Origin of the sequence: Trichodesmium erythraeum IMS101 (assembly GCF_000014265.1) — a bacterium.
GTDB classification, from domain to species: domain Bacteria; phylum Cyanobacteriota; class Cyanobacteriia; order Cyanobacteriales; family Microcoleaceae; genus Trichodesmium; species Trichodesmium erythraeum.
This window is the reverse complement of the sequence record NC_008312.1, coordinates 5,690,355-5,712,308: the sequence shown is the minus strand read 5'-3', so window position 1 is coordinate 5,712,308 and position 21,954 is coordinate 5,690,355. Positions and strand designations below refer to the sequence as shown.

Below are 21,954 nucleotides of genomic sequence, written 5' to 3'. Positions count from 1 at the left end.
AACCATTTTATTTCATTCTCTGGAGCTCCGGGAAAGTAGCGCGTCGAAAAATCTTTCCTCCCCTTCTCAGATTTTTTGTGATAATATAAGATTAAATAGGAAGCTTGCCTATATACATGACTTTTTATTCAACTCTTTTTTTTAGGAAAATACAATCAAGGATTTAATAGTTTTCCCAAAAGCAAGACTAATTCATTTGGCTTATCCTGTGAAGCACTCCGCTATTCTCTCTCACATATTCTTCCTCAGAGGAGATCACCATTTTGGCTTCATTTTCTGGAGCTCTGAAAAAGCGACGCGACGCAAAATTTTCCCTCCCCTCCTCAGATTTTTTTGTGATACTATAAGATTAGATGTGGAACCTTGCCTATATGTATGACTTTTTATTCAACTCTTTTTTTTAGGAAAATATAATCAAGCATTTAATAATTTTCCCAAAAGCAAGACTAATTCATTTAACTCATTTTGTGAAGCACTCCAATATCCTTTCCCATCGCCGAAATTTTCCATTTATTCTTCTTTAGTAGAAAATCACCAACTTTTTTTTCATTTTCTGGAGCTCCGAAAAAGAGGCGCGGCGCAGAAATTTTTCTCCCCTTCTCAGATTTTTTTTGTGATATTATAAGATTAGATGGAGAAACTTGCCTATATATATGACTTTTTATTCAACTCTTTTTTTTTAGGAAAATACAATCAAGCATTTAATAATTTTCCCAAAAGCAAGGCTAATTCATTTAGATCATTTAGCTCATGTTCTGAAGCACTCCAATATTCTTTCCCATCGCCGAATTTTTCCATTTATTCTTCCTTAGTAGAAAATCACCAACTTTTATTTCATCTTCTGAGGCTCCGAAAAAGCGGCGCGGCGCAAAATCTTTCCTCCCCTTCTCAGATTTTTTTTGTGATCTTATTAGATGGAGAAGCCTGCCTATATATATGACTTTTTATTCAACTCTTTTTTTTTAGGAAAATACAATCAAGGATTTAATAATTTTCCCAAAAGCAAGACTAATTTATTTAGCTCATTCAGATCATTTAACTCATCCTGTAAAGCACTCCGCTATTCTTTCCCTTCGCCGAATTTTTCCATTTATTCTTCCTCAGCGGAAAATCACCAACTTTTATTTCATCTTATGGAGCTCCGAAAAAGAGGCGCGGCGCAGAAATTTTTCTCCCCTTCTCAGATTTTTTTTGTGATATTATAAGATTAGATGGAGAAGCTTGCCTATATATATGACTTTTTATTCAACTCTTTTTTTTCAGGAAAATACAATCAAGCATTTAATAATTTTCCCAAAAGCAAGGCTAATTCATTTAACTCATTTAGCTCATGTTCTGAAGCACTCCAATATTCTTTCCCATCGCCGAATTTTTCCATTTATTCTTCCTTAGTAGAAAATCACCAACTTTTATTTCATCTTCTGAGGCTCCAAAAAAGCGGCGCGGCGCAGAAATTTTTCTCCCCTTCTCAGATTTTTTTTGTGATATTATAAGATTAGATGGAAAAGCTTGCCTATATACATGACTTTTTATTCAACTCTTTTTTTTCAGGAAAATACAATCAAGGATTTAATAATTTTCCCAAAAGCAAGGCTAATTCATTTAACTCATTTAGCTCATGTTCTGAAGCACTCCAATATTCTTTCCCATCGCGGAAATTTTCCATTTATTCTTCCTTAGTAGAAAATCGCCAACTTTTATTTCATCTTCTGGGGCTCCGAAAAAACGGCGCGGCGCAGAAATTTTTCTCCCCTTCTCAGATTTTTTTTGTGATATTATAAGATTAGATGGAGAAGCTTGCCTATATACATGACTTTTTATTCAGCTCTTTTTTTTCAGGAAAATACAATCAAGGATTTAATAATTTTCCCAAAAGCAAGACTAATTCATTTAACTCATTCTGTGAAGCACTCCAATATTCTTTCCCACCGCCGAACTTTTCCATTTATTCTTCCTCAGTAGAAAATCAACAACTTTTTTTTTCATTTTCTGAAGCTCCGAAAAAGAGGCGCGGCGCAAAATCTTTCCTCCCCTTCTCAGATTTTTTTTGTGATATTATAAGATTAGATGGAGAAACTTGCCTATATACATGACTTTTTATTCAACTCTTTTTTTTAGGAAAATAGAATCAAGCATTTAATAATTTTCCCAAAAGTAAGACTAATTTATTTAACTCATTCTGTGAAGCACCCCTCTATTTTTTTCCCATAGTCGAATTTTTCCATTTATTCTTCCTCAGTAGAAAATCGCCAACTTTTATTTCATTTTCTGGAGCTCCGAAAAAGCGACGCGGCGCAAAATCTTTCCTCCCCTTCTCAGATTTTTTTTTGTGATATTATAAGATTAGATGGAGAAACTTGCCTATATACATGACTTTTTATTCAACAAAAATTCGTTAGTAAGAGATAATCAAGTATTCAGAAATTTTCCTGAGAAGCAACACTATTATCTAGTTGTATAAATTAATATGCTTGCTAAGGTAAAACAAAAAACTTGAACTTAAGGAAATTCAACCTAAAAATAATACTACTATTTTTTGCAAGTAGACACTAGCATTCCAGACTTTGACTACGGGTTTAAACCTGGGTGTCTTTATTTAATTACGGGATAAGAGGATAAATTTTCTGGGAATTTTCTTCCTGCCCTAAATTTTAGGTTTTTGAGCCTAAGCTTCATATTTATGATACCAGTCGAAGCACAGTTTAAGTCATTAATTTCGGCTTTTAAACAAAATTTTGCATAATTTAGTGTTCTGAGCTTTTTTCTATTGTTATATCTATTAAATCTATTGATTTGGTGGCCATTTGATAATTTCTCAAAAAAATTCGGCTCGCCAAAGGCGAGACTAAATAGGGCAAGAGGGCAAGAGGGCAAAGGGCTATTCAAAAGTCCTGGGGGGGAAACTCACAAGACGAAAACCAAAAGAGATGCTGTCCGCCTCGTCCGAGTTAAAGTTGCCGCGGAGCGCAGAGCGACACCACCAAGGATAGTAGATCCAGGAGCCGCCACGAAATACTTTTGTACTATTAGTATTACTATTTTTATTACTATTAATCCTAGCACTTCCATCTGTAGGAGCTCCTACATAATTATCATACCAGTCGTCAGCACACCATTCATCAACGTTTCCGTGCATATCATATAAACCAAAAGCATTTGGTGGAAATTTACCTACAGGAGTTGTTTGCTCTCTATTTTCTCCTTTTGGCCCTTTGCCGTAAGTATGGTTGCCATCATAGTTAGCTAACTCAGATGTTATGGTTTCTCCAAAGTAGAATGGTGTACTCGTTCCTGCACGACAAGCATATTCCCATTCGGCTTCACTGGGTAACCTGTACTTTCTTCCTGTTAGTTTTGATAGTCTTTGACAAAATTCTACTGCTTGGTTCCAACTAACCAGCTCCACTGGTCTCTGCCATCTATCTATACTTTCGTATGGTTCTTTAAAATATGATGGCTCTGGGTCTAGGTCTCGTTCTACTTTTAATTCTGTTCGAGAGGCGATCGCTTTCCACTGTCCTTGAGTTACTGGATATTTGCCCATAAAAAAGGAAGGAACAGTTACCTGATGTTGGGGCCGTTCATTATCTCTGCTATCCACTTCACTTTTAGGAGAACCCATGGTAAAAGTACCCCCAGGAATATAAACCATTTCCAATTTAATTTCATTACCCAAATATTCTATTTTCTGCCTAGCGCTTTCCTGACTACGCTCAATAATATTGCCAAAATTATCAACTTTTACAACTTCAAAATAAAATAATTCCCCTAGATCTAATTCTTTTGATAAAACTATTTTTGGTATAGTTAATTCAAGCTTTGCGACCTGGTATGAATGTGTTATTTTTTCTAGGGTTACTTTTTCAGGTTCTCTAAGTAATTCATTACAAAGTTGAGCATAGTCTAAAAAGTCTTGAAATTGTCCTGATGAAGCTATTTGTTGTTTAAAATCTTGGGTAATTTTTAGTAAACGAGCTAACTCTGCTTTATCTATACATTGAGAGATAGCAAAAGCTATTTCCTTGACAGTTTTCTCTGTATCTAAATACAACATTGCACCCCATGTCTGAAGTTGTAGTTCTTTGTCTCCAATAAAATGATTAGTTTTAGCTAAATATTTAATATAGCTCAGTAATAAACGGGCAATTTCTTTAATTCTTTTCTGACCAAACTTTGGGTTTTCTGCTAATTTTTGGAGTAAATAAATTCTTACTCCTTCATCCATTACATAAAGTTCATAACCAACTGGACGACACAAATTAGATAACAATAAATCAGCTTCAGAAATCCAAGGAACTTTTTCACTTTTGAGAAATTCAATTCTGAGATAATTGACTAATTCTGGAGTTAATACTAGAGGTAAAGCGACATGGGAAGCTAATAAGAAATAGGAATCTTCAAAACGACTTACAAATTGTTCTACTTTATTCTGAGCGATAATTTTATCTGTTATTTCTGTCATTTCTATATTATCTTTGTAAAGTCAAAATAGCTTGTCTTAAACCTTCTTGATCCATAGGAAACATAGGTATTAAATGAGAGATAATACTAGCTGTAGTGTTATTCCAACGCATTTTTGGAACTGGGTTAAGCCATGCTACTAAGTTAGTATGCTGTTGAATTTCCCATATTACTTCAGTTGTGCCTGAAACTCTTGTTCGCTGACGATACCCCCTAGCAGCACCTGCATCACTAATGATTAAAATTCTAGTTTCACTATCACATTTATTTAAGACAGTTTCTAAGGAAATTTTATCAGTCAAAAAAGGATCTTGATAAATATATTTTGCTGGTAAGTTATGAAAATAAGCAACGTCTACTGTTTCTATAGAGCTTTCATATTTAGCTGTTTCTACTAAGTCTTGACTGAAATGATGAAAGGGAGTCATGGAACCTTCTTGATCTACGAAAATTAGTAAATGAGCATGATTTTTTTCTCGTCGACGGTAGACTGGTTGTAAGAAAAATCCTTGTTTTGTAGCTTGTTCAACAGTCATTTTAATATCTAAAACATCTCTAAGTCCGTCAGCAATGGGGCGACGTAAATATCGCCAACTATAAACCATAAAACGGCGAGAAATGGGATAATAAGTATAAAATTCGGCGTCGTTTTCATGTTCTCGTATTGGTTGAATATTAGTGATAGGTAGTGGGGATAGTTTTTCAGTGGTTGGTTTAGTTATTTCTGTTGAAGAAGATTGAAATTTTGTAGTAGGAGAAATAGGAGTTGATGAGTCTGATTCAAGTTGTTCATAATTTAAATTTTTTTGATTTTTTGTGGAGGGGTTTGGTGTTGTTTCTTGAGTTTTTTCAGATTCAAAAATCCTATCAAATATTAGGGATAAATGCTGTTGTTGCTCCCAAGAGTTACACCATAGTAAGCGTAGGAGTTTTTTTAAGTCTTCTTGATTTTTTGTTCCCCAACCTCCTTTAATTGCATCTTTTACCGAAAAGTATTCTTTAATACTCAGATTAAAACCTGCTTGACGCAAATGATAAAAAAGAGTTGTTAAATAAGAGTTAGGTTCAAACATGAGTGGTTGAAAGTTTTGTGCTTAAGTGAATAAAATGTAGTTCAAATAAGTTGAAGTTTGAGATATTTTATAAATCACTAGTTTGAGGAAAAGTGGTATTTTTTTGCCAATCTTGACGAATTTTAAAAATTAATTCTCGATAAGGAATTAATTCTCCTTCTTTTAATTTCTCAAGAGGATAAGGAAGCTGAGGATTTTGTTTTGTCTGACAACTACAAAGTGCATATAACCAATCTAAAAATTCACTTGTACCTGGAATTTTAAATAAGCCTTTATTTTCTCTAATTTTAATAAATAGTTGAGCAGCTTGTTGTACTAATTCATTATTTGAGGAATTAATTTTTTTGAGAATTTCTGAGTCTGGTTTATATTGATAGTGAATATCAACAATTTTTTGAAGTTGTTTAGGGTCATCTGGAAATTTCAGATAATAATAAATACAACGACGTAGAAAAGGAGCTGGTAAGTTTCCTTTTTCTTTATTACTAGTAATAATTACAATTGGCTGACAATTAGTTTTAGCGGTAATTGTTTCTCCAGTTTCTCTAATTTTAAATTCCCAAGGTTCATCTAAAACTGTTAGTAAATCATTAGGAAAATCTACGTCAGCTTTATCTATTTCATCAATTAAAACTATTGCCGGGCAATTTGAAAGAAAAGCATTACCAATTGCTCCAAAAGTTCGATAATTTTCAGGGTTACTAGGATTTCTATAAGTTTTATCTTTGTCTTGATTATTATTTTTTATTTCTAATTTTTGAGTTTGAACATCATGGAGTCTGAGGATAGCATCATATTCATATAAACCTTCTTGTGCTTTAGCAGTTGAACGAATATTCCAACGATAAAAAGGTAATCCTAATTCATAAGCAACTGCGAGTGGTAATCGAGTTTTTCCACAGCCTGCTTCTCCTTCTAATAAGAGAGGACGGCGCAGAAAAATTGCTAAGTTTACTGCATCAATTAACTCATCTGGCGCAATGTAGGGTTCAACTTTTTTAGGTGAATCAGAATGAGGTTTAGAAGGACGATTTTTAGGATTATTTTCAAAATGGTAATTCATCTTTGAACTTATAATTGTTTAATAGGTAGGGTTTGAATATATTAAGTTTTGCCATTGTTTTTGTTGTAAAGCTAGGCAAACATCTGTAGGTCTTCCTTTGTCAGTTGCATTATAAATTTTTTCAGCTATAGTATCTTTATCTGTGTTTTTTAAACGAGGATTACCATATTTAGTCAACCATTTTTTAATATCTTCTTTTTTCCATTTTTCTAAAGGTATTTTGACTAATTTATCTCTAGAAAAAATTCTACTTTTGCGATTATAGTAGGAGGATAATTCTGAGTTTGAAAATCTGGAATTAAGTAATAGATTAGAAGTTATTACAGCTACAACTTTAATACCTTCATAATCCTTAGCTACTTCGTTTACTTTTTCTCTCAAAGGTTTCCAAAAAACATTAATAAACCAAGGTATTAATGGATCTATGTCACTAGGCTGACTAATATCACAATTAATTTCTATAAACAAAACCGAATTATTTTGTAAAGAATTACCTATTTTATTGATAACTAATTCTACAGTCATTTCTTCTTTTTTAACGTCAAAAAATTTAGCTATTCCTTGTATTACTCCTTCTAAATTTCCTAAAGTATATGTGACAAAACAGGGACGAAAATGTTGCCTGTGAATATTATAAGTCTCTGAAAATAAGTCATCTTTTAGTCTTTTTAAACATAAATCTCCTCGATTAGTCAAACATTTTTCTATGAAAAACAAAGCTACATCTCCCTCCTTATTAAACTGAGATGTAATTCTTTGAAAAGTTTTTAAAGCTTTTTCAAAATCGATATCATACAAGTATTGCTCAAATTTTAATAATTGCTGATTTTTAGGGTTGTCTAAATAATCGTTTGAACTCAAACTTTTCTCCTTTAACTTGAGATTTTCAATTTCATTTTCAATATGATCAAGTTTGTTATATAGTTCATTAATTTCTGTCGAATAGTTATCCATTTGTGTATTAAGCTGAGTTCTTTGAGCTAAACTAGTTTCTGCCTTTATCTCTTGATTACATTTATTGCTTAGTTGTTCTAGTCCAGCTATTTGAGACTCTATTCTTTGTTTCTGATTTTCCAAACTTTTTAATTTCTGAATATATGACATTTAGATAACTTTTTAATTACTTGTATAAACTAAGTATTTTGAAACTTATTAATTTGAGCTATAATTTGCTGAAATTTATCATATAATTCATTAATTTTTGTCGAATAATTATCCATTTGTGTATGAAGCTGAGTTCTTTTAACCAAATTACTTTCTGCCTTTATGTCTTGATTAGATAAATTACTTAATTTTTCTGGTTCAGCTATGCTATTTAAAACTCTATTCTTTGTTGCCGATTTTCCAAACTTTTTAATTTCTGACTATCTGACATTTAAATAACTTTTTAATTACTTGTATAAACTAAGTATTTTGAAACTTATTAATTTGAGCTATAATTTGCTGAAATTTATCATATAATTCATTAATTTTTGTCGAATAATTATCCATTTGTGTATGAAGCTGAGTTCTTTTAACCAAATTACTTTCTGCCTTTATGTCTTGATTAGATAAATTACTTAATTTTTCTGGTTCAGCTATTTAAAACTCTATTCTTTGTTGCCGATTTTCTAAACTTTTTAATTTCTGACTATCTGACATTTAAATAACTTTTTAATTACTTGTATAAACTAAGTATTTTGAAACTTATTAATTTGAGCTATAATTTGCTGAACCTTGTCATATAACTCGTTAATTTCTGTCGAATAATTATCCATTTGTGTATGAAGCTGATTTCTTTTAGCCAAATTAGTTTCTGCCTTTATATCTTGATTACATAAATGACTTAGTTTTTCTAGTTCAGCTATCTGAGACTCTATTCTTTGTTGCCGATTTTCTAAACTTTTTAATTTCTGAATATCTGACATTTAAATAACTTTTTAATTACTTGTATAAACTAAGTATTTTGAAACTTATTAATTTGAGCTATAATTTGCTGAACCTTGTCATATAACTCGTTAATTTCTGTCGAATAATTATCCATTTGTGTATGAAGCTGATTTCTTTTAGCCAAATTAGTTTCTGCCTTTATATCTTGATTACATAAATGACTTAGTTTTTCTAGTTCAGCTATCTGAGACTCTATTCTTTGTTTCTGATTTTTTAAAGATTGAATTCTCGGATTTTCAGAAGAACTATTTATAGAATATTGTGCCGAATATTGTGGTGAATTTTGTTCTTGCTGTTTAGTTACTTCCAGTTCTTTTCTCCAACTTTGATACTTTTGATGGAACTCCTGATTAGATATTTTTAAATTAGGCCACTTATCAAAAATTCTCGCAGTTGGAATTGCTTGTCCACCCAAAGCCCGTAGTACATTACCATTAACAGGAAACTTACGTTCACTCTTGAGCACACCACAAACCATGAACGTTCTTTGATTAAATAAAGGAGCGCCACTAAACCCAGGTCTAACATTCTCATCCTTAACCGTCAAAAACCTCTTATTATCTGTAGGCCCTTCACAAATCATTGTAATTGAAGCCCCATCTCGCTTTTGCTCAGGATAACCATAACTATAGAGCTCATCTCCTGGTAAAGCGTCTTCATCCAAAAACACACAAGGATGACTTTCTATTTCAACCTTAAGTAAAGCCAGGTCAGCATCTTGAAAAATATTAATCTCTGTACACTGATAATTATTTTGCTTCCAGACAATTTCAATACTATCGTGATCATTCCCCTCAATAACATGAACACAGGTAAGAATATGTCCAGGAGTGACCCAAAAGCCTGTACCAAAACTCTTTGAGGTTTTAATTCGTACTATGCAACTACGAAATAACTCGTACAAGCGTCCGGCATCTATACTATTCCTCATTTTGAAATATTTTCCCAATGTAGAGTAATTTTTAGATTTGCTTTTGCCGTTCCTTTCACGATCATAGCTGTTAGCTTTCCTGACTCATAACCAAATTCTAAGCCAAATTCAACAGAAGCTTTAGTTGGTTTAACTTGATCTATGGAAGCTTTCACAGTTGCAGCAATTTCCTTTACTGTATCAGTTACTTCTTTGAGCGGTCTGATATTAGCTGCCACATCTGATTCAATTTCTTGATCAGAAGTATCTCCTGATGCATTAAGAACAGTAGCTTCAACTCTTACTACATTGCCATTCTCTAACTCTACAGGTACAACCTGAATATTTAAATCATTATCCATTGTTTGATATATCCTTATGGTTTTATTTTCAATAGTTTTGGTGAGATGATGAAAATCTAATGTTTAACCAAAAGCGTACTTAAAGCTGTAGTGATCGCCTTGTAAAGCAAGCAAGTTACTAATTCAATTTACCAAGTCAAAAGCTTTGTTGCACAAAGAGAGCAAATAGGATAAAATAATATTTGGTGAAAATGTTGTTGAAAAAAAAAATATGATCGTACTACTTTTAGAGTAAGGATGTTTTTAGATCATCGCGATCGCTCTCACCTAAGTGCTTATCATTGACCAGAATTAAATAGATCTCTGGGTAAACTAAGTTTTAGCCTAGTAAATTTAAAAATTTGAGATTAATTTTCCGAGAGATCTAATTATGATAAATCACCACAAAGCTTATCCCAGAATAAATTTAGCAACACTTGTGTACACAAAACTTTTATTATGTGTATTCAACAGAACATGATCTTGGCAGGGAAAAAGTGCTTGAAGAGCAAATCTTATTTTCAGCCCTTGTCTTCAGCAACGCCAAAAATATTCAGTAAATAATACGCTTCTTTGGGAAGAACTTCAAAAATCTGATGTTTGCCCTGATTGAATTACTTGTAAATTATACTCACCTCTACCTGTTTTATCGTAAGAGTTAACTATTACACGGTATTTACCTGTCATAGGTAAAGTAATTGTTAGTTGAGAGTTTGTATTTTTCTTACTAATATCATCATGTTCTCCCAGTAGTTTAGTATCAGGACTAAAAACTGCTAAGTAAGTATCAAAATCAGGACTTTCTACAGTTACAGTTACTACCTGACCTTCTGTCCCTTCAAAAGTATGTTCATCGTAAACACTTTCATCAGATGGAAGTACTAAATCATCATCACTAAGCATTCCTGGTTGCTGTAAGATTATTTCTGGTTCTTGGGTGGGAGGGATCATTTCTGGTGATGGACTGTCTTCTAAAGTCGGAGTCATTTCTGGTGATGGACTGTCCTCTAAAGTCGGAGTCATTTCTGGTGATGGACTGTCCTCTAAAGTCGGAGTCATTTCTGGTGATGGACTGTCCTCTAAAGTCGGAGTCATTTCTGGTGATGGAGTCACTTTGGGAAATGAAGTATCCTGGGCAAAAATTTCAGACTTCGTTGAACTTTCATCTACATAGCTAAAATTAACAACGGCCTGATGAATTGGAAGTGCGGGGGAAAGTAAAGGTTTTCCCAAAATAGTTAGTAGACCAAAAGGAGCGATCGCCCAAAATTTTGTTTGATGCATTAATCACCTCAAATATATTAATTAAATTATCCAACTAGTCTACTAGCATAGTAGGAAATAACCACAAATAATTATTAACTAAAAAACATTATTGAAGATTTTAGTTAGTATGTATAACAATTATTAAAAATATTCCTATACATAAGCCTAGTAATTATAAGCTGGAAAAAATAACATTCAACATAAATTAAGTTATTCAATGAAGATAATTACACAATAGGTACACTGTCTTCATCAGTAGAACAGAGTTTAAAATCAATGTTTAAATATGAATAAAAGTGGGATACATATCCATCACTTTATCTAGTAGAGGGAACAACCTTAACATATACTTCTTGTGTATAATTTTAGATGCTTACCTAAGTCTTATTAAAAATCAAATTATGAAAAAATTTATCGTAACTTAGTTAATTATAAATTTTTTTTCTATATATTATATATTAAATTTTTTCTATATATTATATTTTTAGTTGAGATAAAATCTAAAACTAAAAGTATAATCTTCTTATCCCGCAATCATTTATTTAACAATAGCTATAACTTGAAAAAAAATCATCAATGGAGATACTGGGTATCAGTAATCAACCTCCACTCTATTCTCTGAATGTTATATTCTCTTCCTAATAAATAAGTATTCGAGAAAAAATCATCCAATTTATCTATAAAAGTTACTCTTTTCTTGCTCAAATAAAATTCTCATTTTAGGTGAAATTGCTTCAATTTTCAACTCATACTTTCCTGACTCTCCTGCTTCATAAGAATTTGCTAATAACTTATAAGTTCCATCCTTTGGTAATATAATTATAATCCTAGCATTTTTGTCTTCCCCACTATCATCATCTTGAGCTAATTCTTGATCTTCTGAGTTTAATAAAATCAAGTAAGAATCTATTTGATTACTACTCATATCAATAGAAATTTTTTGACCTGCTCTACCTTTAAAAGCATAAAGATCATAGTAACTATTATCTACAGGTAATACATTAGATTCTCCATCTAAATTGCCTTGAACTTCAATTAAAGCATCAAAGTCTAATTTTTTAGCAAAGTCCTCATCAAACATCCTACTTCTTGAATGTTGAGCGACTAAAGGTGCTCGTCTTTCTCGAACTGCCTTGAGCAACTCTGGGACTTTATCTATAGATATAGCAAAGCCAATACCAATATTACCCCCTAATTGACTAGGAGTAAGTATAGCAGTATTAACACCGATGAGTTCTCCAGCACTATTTAACAATGGTCCCCCAGAGTTACCAGGATTAATAGCTGCATCTGTTTGAATCAAACCTCTTTCTTCATCTATACGACTAACTATTCCTACAGTAAGAGTACCTTGAAATCTACCAAAAGGATTACCTATAGCAAAAGCTCGCTGACCTACTTTTATATCACCAGAGCTAGCTATCCTAATGGTAGGAAGATTTGTTTCTCCTCTAATTTTTAGAACTGCTAAGTCTAAACCTTTTTCACCAAAACCTATGACATCTGCTTCAACTTTTCTTCCATCTGCTAAAGTGATTTTTACAATACCACCTTGGGACACGACATGAGCATTAGTTAGTACCATTCCATCGCGGGAAATAATCGTACCACTACCGTTTGCTTTATCTGTATCTATGGAGACTACTGCTTGATTTGTTTGTTGATAAACACGAATATTAGTTTGTTCTTCTATACTCTGAACAAATATTGATTCTATTTGGTTTTTGTACCGAATTTTTATAGTTTTATCTGCTCTTATTTGAGCATTGACAACAGAAAAGTTAGTGAAATTTACACTTACTCCTATCCCTAGTGCTAATATTCTTGATGTAGCTTTTTGCAAAAATTTGACCTTCATTGTTCCTAGTGGAATCTAATTTAAACAACTAATTGTTTTGTTATACTAAGGGTTAAAAAATAATATGACAAACAAGCTTGAGCCATCAAATAATTTTCTTTTAATCTTTACTTTGAGTAAAAATAGATAATCAACATAAAAAGAAAAAATGCTTGAATTTACGATTCTATTCCTTCTAACTTTAGCTCAGCAATTCCAAATGTTTGATACCTAACTCCTAATCAGCACTAAATATTTATAGCAAAAATTTATCGCGGCTGATGTTAGTAATAAATACAATTTTTCTTCCAGTTATATTAAATTTTTTCTTGCTATCAACTATATATTACAGCATTTTCTGTTGTTATAAATTACAGCTACGGGATAAAGATGCCCAAACTACATAATTTTCAATATTTACTCTGCTGTCATTTACCTTCTAATAGTTCTTTTATCTCAATAAATAAGGATTTACGGAATTCATAAAATATAAATAGTTTTAGTGATTAGAAAAATTGGAATTATAACTATTATGGATGTAGAAGGTATCTTTAGTTAGCTTTAACTAAATCATAATTTAAATCTAAATGACTCAGTTATATTTCTGAGCATTTGTCATTCTCAATCTAAGTAATAAAACTTCCTATTAAGCTAGCTTTTCAATACAAGGAATAAGGAAACTAAAAACTTTTCTTTTGACTTCCCTAGTGAAATGCCAATGAAAATAAGGTACACTTCATCAAAAGTGAGCTAAAGTTTTCCTAAGATATCCCTTATACAAAGTTTTGTCATTAATAGCTATAACTACCCTAGCCTTATTCCTACTATTATTAAGAGTTTGTAGAACCATCAACATCATTATCAGTATAGTCCATGGGAGTATACTCTACATAATTTGTAGGGTTCGCTTCTCTACTAGTAGATGATGCTTCTGGAGGACGAATTTTTCTGGTTCTAGGAGTTTTTTCTTCTGAATAACTTGCTATGGGCGTAGACTGACCACTACGGTTACGGGATACTTTTTCTTCATAAGTTGAAGTTTCCCAGCTATCTCGACTTCTATAAGGAGAAGATATATTTTCCTGCCCATTGTCATCACGAAAGTTCTCTCGACTATCATAACGAGGTCCTCTATTTTCTGGATCTACAGAAGTTTCCCAATCTTGATATGATCTAGAATAATCTTCAGAACGAGTACTACGCTTGCGTAATTTTGGTTTTGGTTCTCCTGGTTGATCGTAATTGCTTCTGCGAGTCGGACGACGGCGGTAGTCATCTTCATAATAATCTGATCGAGAATAGCCATCATCTCGCGCGCCTCTAATGCGACGTTTGGGCGGATATTCTTCTAATGGCTCTAGTTCATCAAACCCTGTTTCTCCATAGCTATAAAAAGGACTAACTGAGCGTTCTTCATCTACTATAGGAGATGTGCGTTCTTTCGCTTGCTTAGTTGTTAGTCCCCTTAAACTTATGGCTTCTGCTGCAAAGAACATAGTAGAACCGGTTAATAAGAACTGACCAAAAGCTAAAATTGGGTCTAGTCGCCAGCCTTGAAATATTAAAATACCTCCAGATAATAGACCAATTGCCGCAAAGAAAATATCATGATCTCTTGCTAACTTCGGACGCCATGCACGCATAAAGTAGAGGCCAGCTCCAGCTAAGGCCAAAATAACTCCCATGAGAGTCTGAAATCCAAATCCTAAATTTACCATTATAAATCTCCTAACCAGTCATTAAGTTAACTTTTAAAGTCGACAATTTCTACCAACAGAGCAGTTATTAGGGCTTTAAGGTTTTCTTATATATAAATTACACTTAATCTTTGTTTGATCATACATTCTCAACTTAACAAAGAAAAACCTCAGTTTGTTGGGATTTGACAATTTTATTACTGTCTTCCCTCTACTTTAGCTGAGGTTTCAAATAAAGAGCAGGCTAATTTGAAAGAAGAAAGTCTTCTACATTACTGTATAATCAACCTTTGAATTATAAAAAAAAATATTTGGAGCCTAAGAACGGCTAACTTTGTCCTTTTGACTGACGAAGATCAAAAAAACTGTAGCTGGAATAACTACAATTAAAATTCCTGCCAACAGACTGAAGACGAAGTTTAATAAAGAAGGAGTCATAAATTATTACCCTTAGTTACAAAAATTGATTTCTCTTATTTCTCTATATTAATTTATCATTTACTTAAAATTTTTCCCTAGTATCTACTATTATCTATAATTATGACTTTTGTCATGATTTAAAAATCAGAAGTCATAAACGTTGGCCGATTAACTAGGAACACAAAAAAACATAAGAATTAAATGCATATTAGCTTAATTTACTACTTCTATAACTTCGTTGTGATGGATAGGCTAGTAGGACCGATACAGCTAAAATCCTAAAAACTGGGTTACTTAAGGAAATTTAGCGAGAGGGAAAAAACACAATTAGGGGCATAAATTTGTTTTTTTGTAAGACATTCGTAAGTCCTGGCTATATTGTTATGGCTTAATAATTTGCAATACAATAATATTAGTTTTCTTTACAAAAGTTAATTTCTAGCTTTATGGACTATATGACATTAGTTAATTGGACTCTGAGCATTACCCTAGGGTTGATGACTTTCTTATTTATTTTCCGAATTGTTCTGACATGGTATCCTCAAGTAAATATTAATCAATTTCCATTTAATTTGATATTTTTACCTACGGAACCATTCTTAGCTCCCACAAGAAAAATTGTACCCCCTTTGGGAGGGGTAGATATTAGCCCAATTATTTGGGTAGCTATTTTTAGCTTGCTGCGAGAGATGCTTTTAGGTCAGCAAGGTTTATTGAAAATCATGCTGTAGCGAAAAGAACAGTAAAGTTATTTTCAACGTTGCGGAAATTATGAAGGAGCTATTTAACTATTACTGATTTCCTGAAATTTTATTGATATAACTTTATATATATTGATATGGCTATACTTATCAAGCTTAACTAATTGCAGTAAAATTCAGATAGTAAGAGTAACTACTGTAGTGTAGAAGCAACCTACTAAGCAAGAGAATTCCTGATAAGTTGCCTAACCGCTGGGCCTTATAATTAAAATTATTTAAGCACCAAGGCACCAAGGCGATCTAAATACTTAAAAGCATCTACAGGTTTTCACAATAGGCATTGCGACATACCCCCAATTTAAGACACGTTTTACTCTGCATTATTAAAAATTTTTAGCACTTATAGTATGGGTGAATAAAAGTAGCTCTATCAAAGTTTATCTCCCTGAAAATATCTTAATGCCTTTATGGAAAGGCAATATAATACCTACTTATTTGAGTAGCTCATTTAAGACAACTCCAAGCAATTATTTGGGAATTATTTTGGGTCTTGGTTCATAATATTTTCAACAAAATTGGTATAGACTTCCCCATCAACAAATTCAGGAGTTTCTAAAATTCTTTGATGAAAACCTATGGTAGTTGGAACTCCCGTAACAGCACATTCCCTTAAAGCACGTTTCATTCTCTGGATAGCAGTGGGACGGTTGTGCCCCCAAACTATTAATTTACCAATCAAAGAATCATAGTAGGGTGGAATCTCGTAATCTGTATAAACATGAGAGTCCATCCTGACTCCAGGGCCTCCTGGTGGTAGATATCCACTAATACGACCTGGATGGGGGCGAAAATTGTGTTCTGGGTCTTCGGCATTAATGCGACATTCTATAGCATGACCATTAAACTTGACCTGTTTTTGGGTTAACTGTAATTTTTCTCCTTGGGCAATTCTAATTTGTTCGGCAATTAAATCAAGTCCTGTAATTGCTTCTGTGACTGGATGTTCTACTTGAATTCTGGTATTCATTTCCATAAAGTAGAATTTACCTGACTGGTCTAGAAGAAATTCTACAGTACCAGCACCAAGATAGTTGATAGACTTGGCTGCCTTGACCGCAGCTTCCCCCATTTTTTGCCGGAGTTTAGGATCTAATGCTGGAGAGGGAGCCTCTTCTAGTAATTTTTGATGGCGACGTTGAATTGAGCAGTCTCTTTCTCCCAAATGAATCACATTTCCGTAACTATCGGCCAATATTTGAAATTCAATGTGACGTGGGCGTTCAATGAATTTCTCCATGTAAACTCCTGGGTTGCCAAAGGCTGCTTCTGCTTCTCCTTGGGCTGCTTGGAATAATTTGGACAGATCATTAGGATGGCGAACCAGTCTCATCCCTCGTCCTCCTCCTCCAGCTGTGGCTTTGATAATTAGGGGAAAGCCAATTTTTTCGGCGATCGCCACTGCTTCATTTTCATCTGTCAGAAGACCATCGCTTCCTGGAACTGTAGGAACTCCAGCTTTTTGCATGGTTTCTTTGGCTGTAGATTTGTCCCCCATGGCCCTAATTCCTGCTGGAGATGGACCAATAAAGGTAATATCATGGTCAGCACAGATTTCTGCAAATCGAGCATTTTCTGCCAGAAAGCCATACCCTGGATGAATGGCAGTGGCGTCGCGAGTCAGAGCTGCCGAGATAATATTGGGTATGTTGAGGTAGCTTTTGCTGCTAGTAGGTTCACCAATGCAAACTGCTTCGTCTGCTAGTTGCACATGGAGGGCATGGCAGTCTATGGTTGAGTGGACTGCAATGGTAGCTATGCCTATTTCTTCGCAGGTGCGCAGAATACGCAGAGCTATTTCACCTCGGTTGGCTATTAGAATTTTAGAGAAACGCATTTTCGTGCTTTTCACTCAATTATTTTAGTTAGCATAGAGTATTTTGGGTAATCTGGAAAGATGTTTTTGTTTGACTCAGAAGTTGGGTGTACTGTATATTCTTACTATGACTCAATTTGGGAGTGTGGAGAATTTATTTAGTATTCTGAGGACTGCTATCTGAAAAATATTTGGGAAAATTTCTTGTAAACATTCCAGAATTTTATGTTATCGTTATATATTGTTAGCTAATATATTTCTAATTACATAGAGGTTTAGTTGACAAATCCTAACTAACTAAAGCGGATGTGGCGGAATTGGTATACGCGCACGTTTGAGGGACGTGTGGCTTTGCCTTGCGAGTTCGAGTCTCGCCATCCGCATTCTTAAAATACTCAGAGGTGAACTAAATGGTCTCTGGGTATTTTGGGGTTTGAGGGTTAATTGTTTTTGATGTGAAGAGAAAAAAAACTATAGCGCTATAGTTTTAAATATATACTAATTAGGGTTTAGGGGAAAAGGTCTTTTTAAGGAGTAGGATAGCGCTATAGTTTCAAATATATACTAATTAGGGTTTAAAGGAGTAGGATAGCGCTATAGTTTCAAATATATACTAATTAGGGTTTAAAGGAGTAGGATAGCGCTATAGTTTCAAATATATACTAATTAGGGTTTAGGGGAAAAGGTCTTTTTAAGGAATAGGAGAGTGCTTATGTCTTACATTTTTTAATACAAAATGTAGCATAAATATAATTCAAAAGTTTCGACTCTCGCCATCCGCTTTCCTAAAATACTCATAGGCGAACTAAATGGTCTCTGGGTATTTTGGGGTTTGAGGGTTAATTTTTTTTGATGTGAAGAGAAAAAAAACTATAGCGCTATAGTTTAAGATATATACTAATTAGGGTTTAGGGGAAAAGGTCTTTTTAAGGAGTAGGAGAGTGCTTATGTCTTACATTTTTTAATACAAAATGTAGCATAAATATAATTCAAAAGTTTCGACTCTCGCCATCCGCTTTCCTAAAATACTCATAGGCGAACTAAATGGTCTCTGGGTATTTTGGGGTTTGAGGGTTAATTGTTTTTGATCAGGACTTACGCAAAGACACTATATATAGTGTTTACCCTTAAAGATTTATCTATTTAGCGATCGCTTGAACAGCAAAATACAAAAACCTTAAAAATTTGCTTGAGCCCAAATTATTTGGTATGCTTGATTAATATTATATAAATTACTTGTAATACCTTTAATATGAACTTTGATTATATCAAATATTTTCAGTATTTAATAAGTAGTCATAAAAATTATACTCTAACAAATCTTGCCGATCCAAGGTGGAAAAAATTAGCCACGATCAAATTAATCGTTATTTGAAAAGTGTTGATTTAGGTTCAGAAATTTTGTGGCAAAATGTCAGGAAAGAAATTGTCAATTCTGAAGATGGTTATTTAAAGGCCTGATGATACAGTTATTAATAAAAAATATTCCCTAAAAATTGAACTTGTCCGCCGTCAGTACAGTGGAAATGAACATGGGGTAGTGAGTGGGATAGGAATAGTTAATTGCTTATATTTTCATCCTAAAATAGAGCGATTCTGGATAATAGATTATCGTATTTATAATCCAGAAAATGATGAAAAGAGTAAAATAGATAATGTAGAAGTTGAGGTTGGTTGATATGGTGGAAAATCAGAAAATACCAGTCAAAACAGTATTAATGGATAGCTGGTATGCAACCCAAAGACTAATGGCTTTAATAGATAATTTAGGTAAAATTTACTATTGCCCTTTAAAAAGCAATGGTTTAGTAGACGATAGTGGGGGTGTAAAAAAGTATCAAAAACTGGAAGAATTAAAATGGAATGAGTGGGAATTAACATCAGGAAAGATTATTAAAATAAAAGGTTTTCCTAGAGATAAAAAAGTTAAATTATTCTGGGGTAGTGTTTCCACAAACTTCAGCAGAATATATTGCTACTAATGACCTTAGTTGTCAAAGTACAGATGATGTTGAGTTTGAGATTCAAACTAGGTGGAAAATTGAGGAATTCCACAGAGAAATTAAACAGTTAACAGGACTTGAATTTTGTCAATGTCGTCGGGGAAAAATTCAAAAAAATCACATTGCTTGTGCTATGTTGGTATGGAATAATTTGAAAAAAATTGCCAATAATTTGGGAAAAACTATTGATCAACTAAAACATCAATTATCATCTAAATATCTAGTCTCTGAACTCAAATATCCGACAATTAAAATGACAGTTGTTTAAGTTTTTATGGATTGTTTTTAATGAATAAAAGCTGGGGGATGGCTATGATTTTTTTAGCGATCGCTCTATTTAATATACGCTATATATAGTTTCTCTGCGTAAGTCCTGTTGATGTGAAGAGAAAAAAACTATAGCGCTATAGTTTAAGATATATACTAATTAGGGTTTAGGGGAAAAGGTCTTTTTAAGGTCTAGGAGACTGCTTGTGCCCTACATTTTTTAATACAAAATGTAGCATAAATATAATTCAAAACTCATGCATTCAATCTCCTTGATGATATCCCTCAAAGTGGGAATTCAGGTATTAAGAAAAAAATCATAGTGGCCAATAAGAATTAACGATTTAGTAGCAAGCTACGGGTTTTATACTATTTTTAATGTTACAAGTTGAAGTGCGGAAAGTGGGTTAGATATATTTGTACTTTGATTTTTATTTCATGGTCAGAGCTAACCCATCAATTACAATCAACCATGGGAATTGTCAATAAGCTAGAATTTATTGCAAAAATTGTAATGGTTGACAATATATTTTCCACAGATAGTGTGTATTTAATTTGAAAAACACTATATATAGTAATCGGCAAATCAGCAAATTAGATATATTTGCTATATAGGAATCATAACATATAGCGCTGCTCTCTGAGGTATTTATAAATTATAGATCAAAGCCCAGTCTAGAAAAGGTGTCAAAGAAATAATGTGTAAATACACCAGAGGGCACTGCTATACATGAGCTTTAAAGATTAAAAAACAAGTATTTTTTAAAGGTAAAAAAAATGCTTGAACGTTTATATGTGTCAATACTTTTAGATTTCATCAGACAACCCTAATTAAGTCAATATTAACAATTACCCTACAAAAAAACCATAGCCCTAAATATTAAAAGATATTTATTTGGTGGGTGGAGTAGTCCATTTACAATCAAATGTCTCATTTAGTAATTTCTTTAAGCTAATTACTTTAATCGGGGAAGAATGACTCTCACCTTTTAGACGTTCAATATCAACAATTTCATAGCCAATGTTAGTTAATTCTTCATTCTCAAAAGAAACATATCCAAAATATTCATAAGCATCCTCAATTTTTGCTCCTTTTTCTGGCATAGACATATCCCAACAAACGATCCAATTAGTCTGAATAAAAGGATGGTTATATTGATCAGTAGCGGAAAAAGTATACTTATATTCTAGTCCTTCATGAACCGTTTCTTTTAAACTATTTTCTTCTAAAGGAACAGCTATGCTATCAAGACCATTACCACAAAAAGTTCTTGGGCGTACCCATAATTTTTGACAAGGCGAGTTAACAGTAACTAAATGAGAAAACATTGTATATAATGCTCCTACCCAATGCTCTTCTCCGTGTTCTGGTGCTATAATCCATTTATCTTTTAATTGTTCTATGTTATTAACTTTAAACCTTGGTCTATATTGAATACTTTCTTTAAGTTTTTTTAACCTCTCAGTATATTTTTCGAATTTTTTCTCTTGATTTTCTTTCTTTAATCTTTCAATCAATTCACGAAAAACAACAACGTTTCGTTCAGCTTCATCTAAAAAATTTTTGATTTTTTCTATAAATGGAGGGTCTTCTAAAATTTGTTTAGAAGTATCAGTTAAAGAATTTCTATTTGTGACTACGTTAAAACTACCGTTGATGATCAAAATATAATGGCGTTGAACTTTATTCTCTGCAAGAATGGAATATTTTTCTAATAATAAATGCTCAAAAATTTTATTGTAAGAACAAATTTTCACACCTTCAGATGAAATGAATGTTCCTCTTTGATCTACTAATCTAATTCCGGACTTGCTATTATCTTTCCCTTGTCTACCTAGCTCTTTATAATTATTTAATGCTCTTCTATTTCCATCTATTGCTAAAGTGATACAATAGATTGTTTCTTGATACTTAAAAGTAGAACAATAACGCCCTGAAAAATTACCATTCTCAAGGCTTGATACTTTAGCAGGAGTGCTTATTTTTATTTCTTCATTGTCATTTGGTTTTTGTAAATAAGGATATCCCGATTCAATTTCTTTTAATGTATATTCCTTTTTTGTATTAGACCATAGAAACAGTTTGCATTGATCATTGTATCCCATACTTCCT

At 32.9% G+C, this 21,954-nt stretch carries 14 protein-coding genes, 1 tRNA gene and 1 pseudogene; 3 read left to right on the top strand and 13 right to left on the bottom strand.

Annotated elements, in window-relative coordinates:
- Positions 1–2,878 precede the first annotated feature (2,878 nt).
- The 11 genes from TERY_RS17865 to psbX form a co-directional block, all read right to left on the bottom strand.
- Positions 2,879–4,462, bottom strand: a complete 1,584-nt coding sequence (locus tag TERY_RS17865; protein WP_011613108.1) for an SUMF1/EgtB/PvdO family nonheme iron enzyme — start codon at positions 4,460–4,462, stop codon at positions 2,879–2,881.
- A 7-nt stretch (positions 4,463–4,469) separates the two neighbouring features.
- Positions 4,470–5,534 carry a hypothetical protein gene (locus TERY_RS17860; RefSeq protein ID WP_011613107.1) on the bottom strand — a complete coding sequence of 355 codons (1,065 nt, stop codon included), beginning with the start codon at positions 5,532–5,534 and terminating at the stop codon, positions 4,470–4,472.
- A gap of 67 nt (positions 5,535–5,601) precedes the next feature.
- Positions 5,602–6,597: an AAA family ATPase gene (locus TERY_RS17855; protein ID WP_011613106.1), complete on the bottom strand. Its 996-nt coding sequence runs from the start codon at positions 6,595–6,597 to the stop codon at positions 5,602–5,604.
- A gap of 18 nt (positions 6,598–6,615) precedes the next feature.
- Entirely contained in the window at positions 6,616–7,701 is a 1,086-nt protein-coding gene (locus tag TERY_RS17850; RefSeq protein WP_011613105.1) for a hypothetical protein, read from the bottom strand.
- 566 nt (positions 7,702–8,267) lie between these two features.
- Positions 8,268–8,504: a hypothetical protein gene (locus tag TERY_RS17845; protein WP_011613104.1), complete on the bottom strand. Its 237-nt coding sequence runs from the start codon at positions 8,502–8,504 to the stop codon at positions 8,268–8,270.
- A gap of 29 nt (positions 8,505–8,533) precedes the next feature.
- A complete protein-coding gene (locus TERY_RS17840; protein ID WP_011613103.1) occupies positions 8,534–9,457 on the bottom strand; it encodes a trypsin-like peptidase domain-containing protein in 924 nt (307 codons plus the stop codon).
- Positions 9,454–9,798: a CU044_2847 family protein gene (locus tag TERY_RS17835; protein WP_011613102.1), complete on the bottom strand. Its 345-nt coding sequence runs from the start codon at positions 9,796–9,798 to the stop codon at positions 9,454–9,456. The genes TERY_RS17840 and TERY_RS17835 overlap by 4 nt, the downstream gene beginning before the upstream one ends.
- Positions 9,799–10,362: 564 nt before the next feature.
- A complete protein-coding gene (locus TERY_RS17830; protein WP_011613101.1) occupies positions 10,363–11,061 on the bottom strand; it encodes a pre-peptidase C-terminal domain-containing protein in 699 nt (232 codons plus the stop codon).
- Positions 11,062–11,716: 655 nt separating this feature from the next.
- Positions 11,717–12,901: a trypsin-like peptidase domain-containing protein gene (locus TERY_RS17825; RefSeq protein WP_011613100.1), complete on the bottom strand. Its 1,185-nt coding sequence runs from the start codon at positions 12,899–12,901 to the stop codon at positions 11,717–11,719.
- An 809-nt stretch (positions 12,902–13,710) separates the two neighbouring features.
- On the bottom strand, positions 13,711–14,598 hold the full coding sequence (locus TERY_RS17820) for a Ycf66 family protein (protein WP_011613099.1): 888 nt from the start codon (positions 14,596–14,598) through the stop codon (positions 13,711–13,713).
- Between the two features lie 297 nt (positions 14,599–14,895).
- Positions 14,896–15,015: a photosystem II reaction center protein PsbX gene (gene psbX / locus TERY_RS28615; RefSeq protein WP_071820701.1), complete on the bottom strand. Its 120-nt coding sequence runs from the start codon at positions 15,013–15,015 to the stop codon at positions 14,896–14,898.
- Between the two features lie 428 nt (positions 15,016–15,443).
- Between psbX and TERY_RS17815 the strand changes: the two genes are divergently transcribed.
- Positions 15,444–15,728: a YggT family protein gene (locus TERY_RS17815; RefSeq protein WP_011613098.1), complete on the top strand. Its 285-nt coding sequence runs from the start codon at positions 15,444–15,446 to the stop codon at positions 15,726–15,728.
- A gap of 508 nt (positions 15,729–16,236) precedes the next feature.
- Here TERY_RS17815 and accC read toward each other — a convergent pair.
- Entirely contained in the window at positions 16,237–17,592 is a 1,356-nt protein-coding gene (gene accC / locus TERY_RS17810; protein WP_011613097.1) for an acetyl-CoA carboxylase biotin carboxylase subunit, read from the bottom strand.
- Positions 17,593–17,873: 281 nt separating this feature from the next.
- Here accC and TERY_RS17805 point away from each other — a divergent pair.
- Both TERY_RS17805 and TERY_RS31115 read left to right on the top strand, forming a co-directional pair.
- A tRNA-Leu gene (locus tag TERY_RS17805) sits at positions 17,874–17,954 on the top strand.
- Positions 17,955–18,823: 869 nt separating this feature from the next.
- Positions 18,824–19,842: pseudogene (locus TERY_RS31115) on the top strand (transposase).
- 890 nt (positions 19,843–20,732) lie between these two features.
- On the opposite strand, the gene TERY_RS17790 reads toward TERY_RS31115, so the two are convergent.
- Positions 20,733–21,947 (bottom strand): hypothetical protein, encoded by a 1,215-nt coding sequence (locus TERY_RS17790; RefSeq protein WP_011613094.1) that lies wholly within the window; start codon positions 21,945–21,947, stop codon positions 20,733–20,735.
- Positions 21,948–21,954 lie beyond the last annotated feature (7 nt).

Bases quoted from the DNA above. Each gene is read 5' to 3' on its own strand.
- TERY_RS17865 (WP_011613108.1), bottom strand. From the start codon at position 4,462: ATGACAGAAATAACAGATAAAATTATCGCTCAGAATAAAGTAGAACAA.
- TERY_RS17860 (WP_011613107.1), bottom strand. From the start codon at position 5,534: ATGTTTGAACCTAACTCTTATTTAACAACTCTTTTTTATCATTTGCGT.
- TERY_RS17855 (WP_011613106.1), bottom strand. From the start codon at position 6,597: ATGAATTACCATTTTGAAAATAATCCTAAAAATCGTCCTTCTAAACCT.
- TERY_RS17850 (WP_011613105.1), bottom strand. From the start codon at position 7,701: ATGTCATATATTCAGAAATTAAAAAGTTTGGAAAATCAGAAACAAAGA.
- TERY_RS17845 (WP_011613104.1), bottom strand. From the start codon at position 8,504: ATGTCAGATATTCAGAAATTAAAAAGTTTAGAAAATCGGCAACAAAGA.
- TERY_RS17840 (WP_011613103.1), bottom strand. From the start codon at position 9,457: ATGAGGAATAGTATAGATGCCGGACGCTTGTACGAGTTATTTCGTAGT.
- TERY_RS17835 (WP_011613102.1), bottom strand. From the start codon at position 9,798: ATGGATAATGATTTAAATATTCAGGTTGTACCTGTAGAGTTAGAGAAT.
- TERY_RS17830 (WP_011613101.1), bottom strand. From the start codon at position 11,061: ATGCATCAAACAAAATTTTGGGCGATCGCTCCTTTTGGTCTACTAACT.
- TERY_RS17825 (WP_011613100.1), bottom strand. From the start codon at position 12,901: ATGAAGGTCAAATTTTTGCAAAAAGCTACATCAAGAATATTAGCACTA.
- TERY_RS17820 (WP_011613099.1), bottom strand. From the start codon at position 14,598: ATGGTAAATTTAGGATTTGGATTTCAGACTCTCATGGGAGTTATTTTG.
- psbX (WP_071820701.1), bottom strand. From the start codon at position 15,015: ATGACTCCTTCTTTATTAAACTTCGTCTTCAGTCTGTTGGCAGGAATT.
- TERY_RS17815 (WP_011613098.1), top strand. From the start codon at position 15,444: ATGGACTATATGACATTAGTTAATTGGACTCTGAGCATTACCCTAGGG.
- accC (WP_011613097.1), bottom strand. From the start codon at position 17,592: ATGCGTTTCTCTAAAATTCTAATAGCCAACCGAGGTGAAATAGCTCTG.
- TERY_RS17790 (WP_011613094.1), bottom strand. From the start codon at position 21,947: ATGGGATACAATGATCAATGCAAACTGTTTCTATGGTCTAATACAAAA.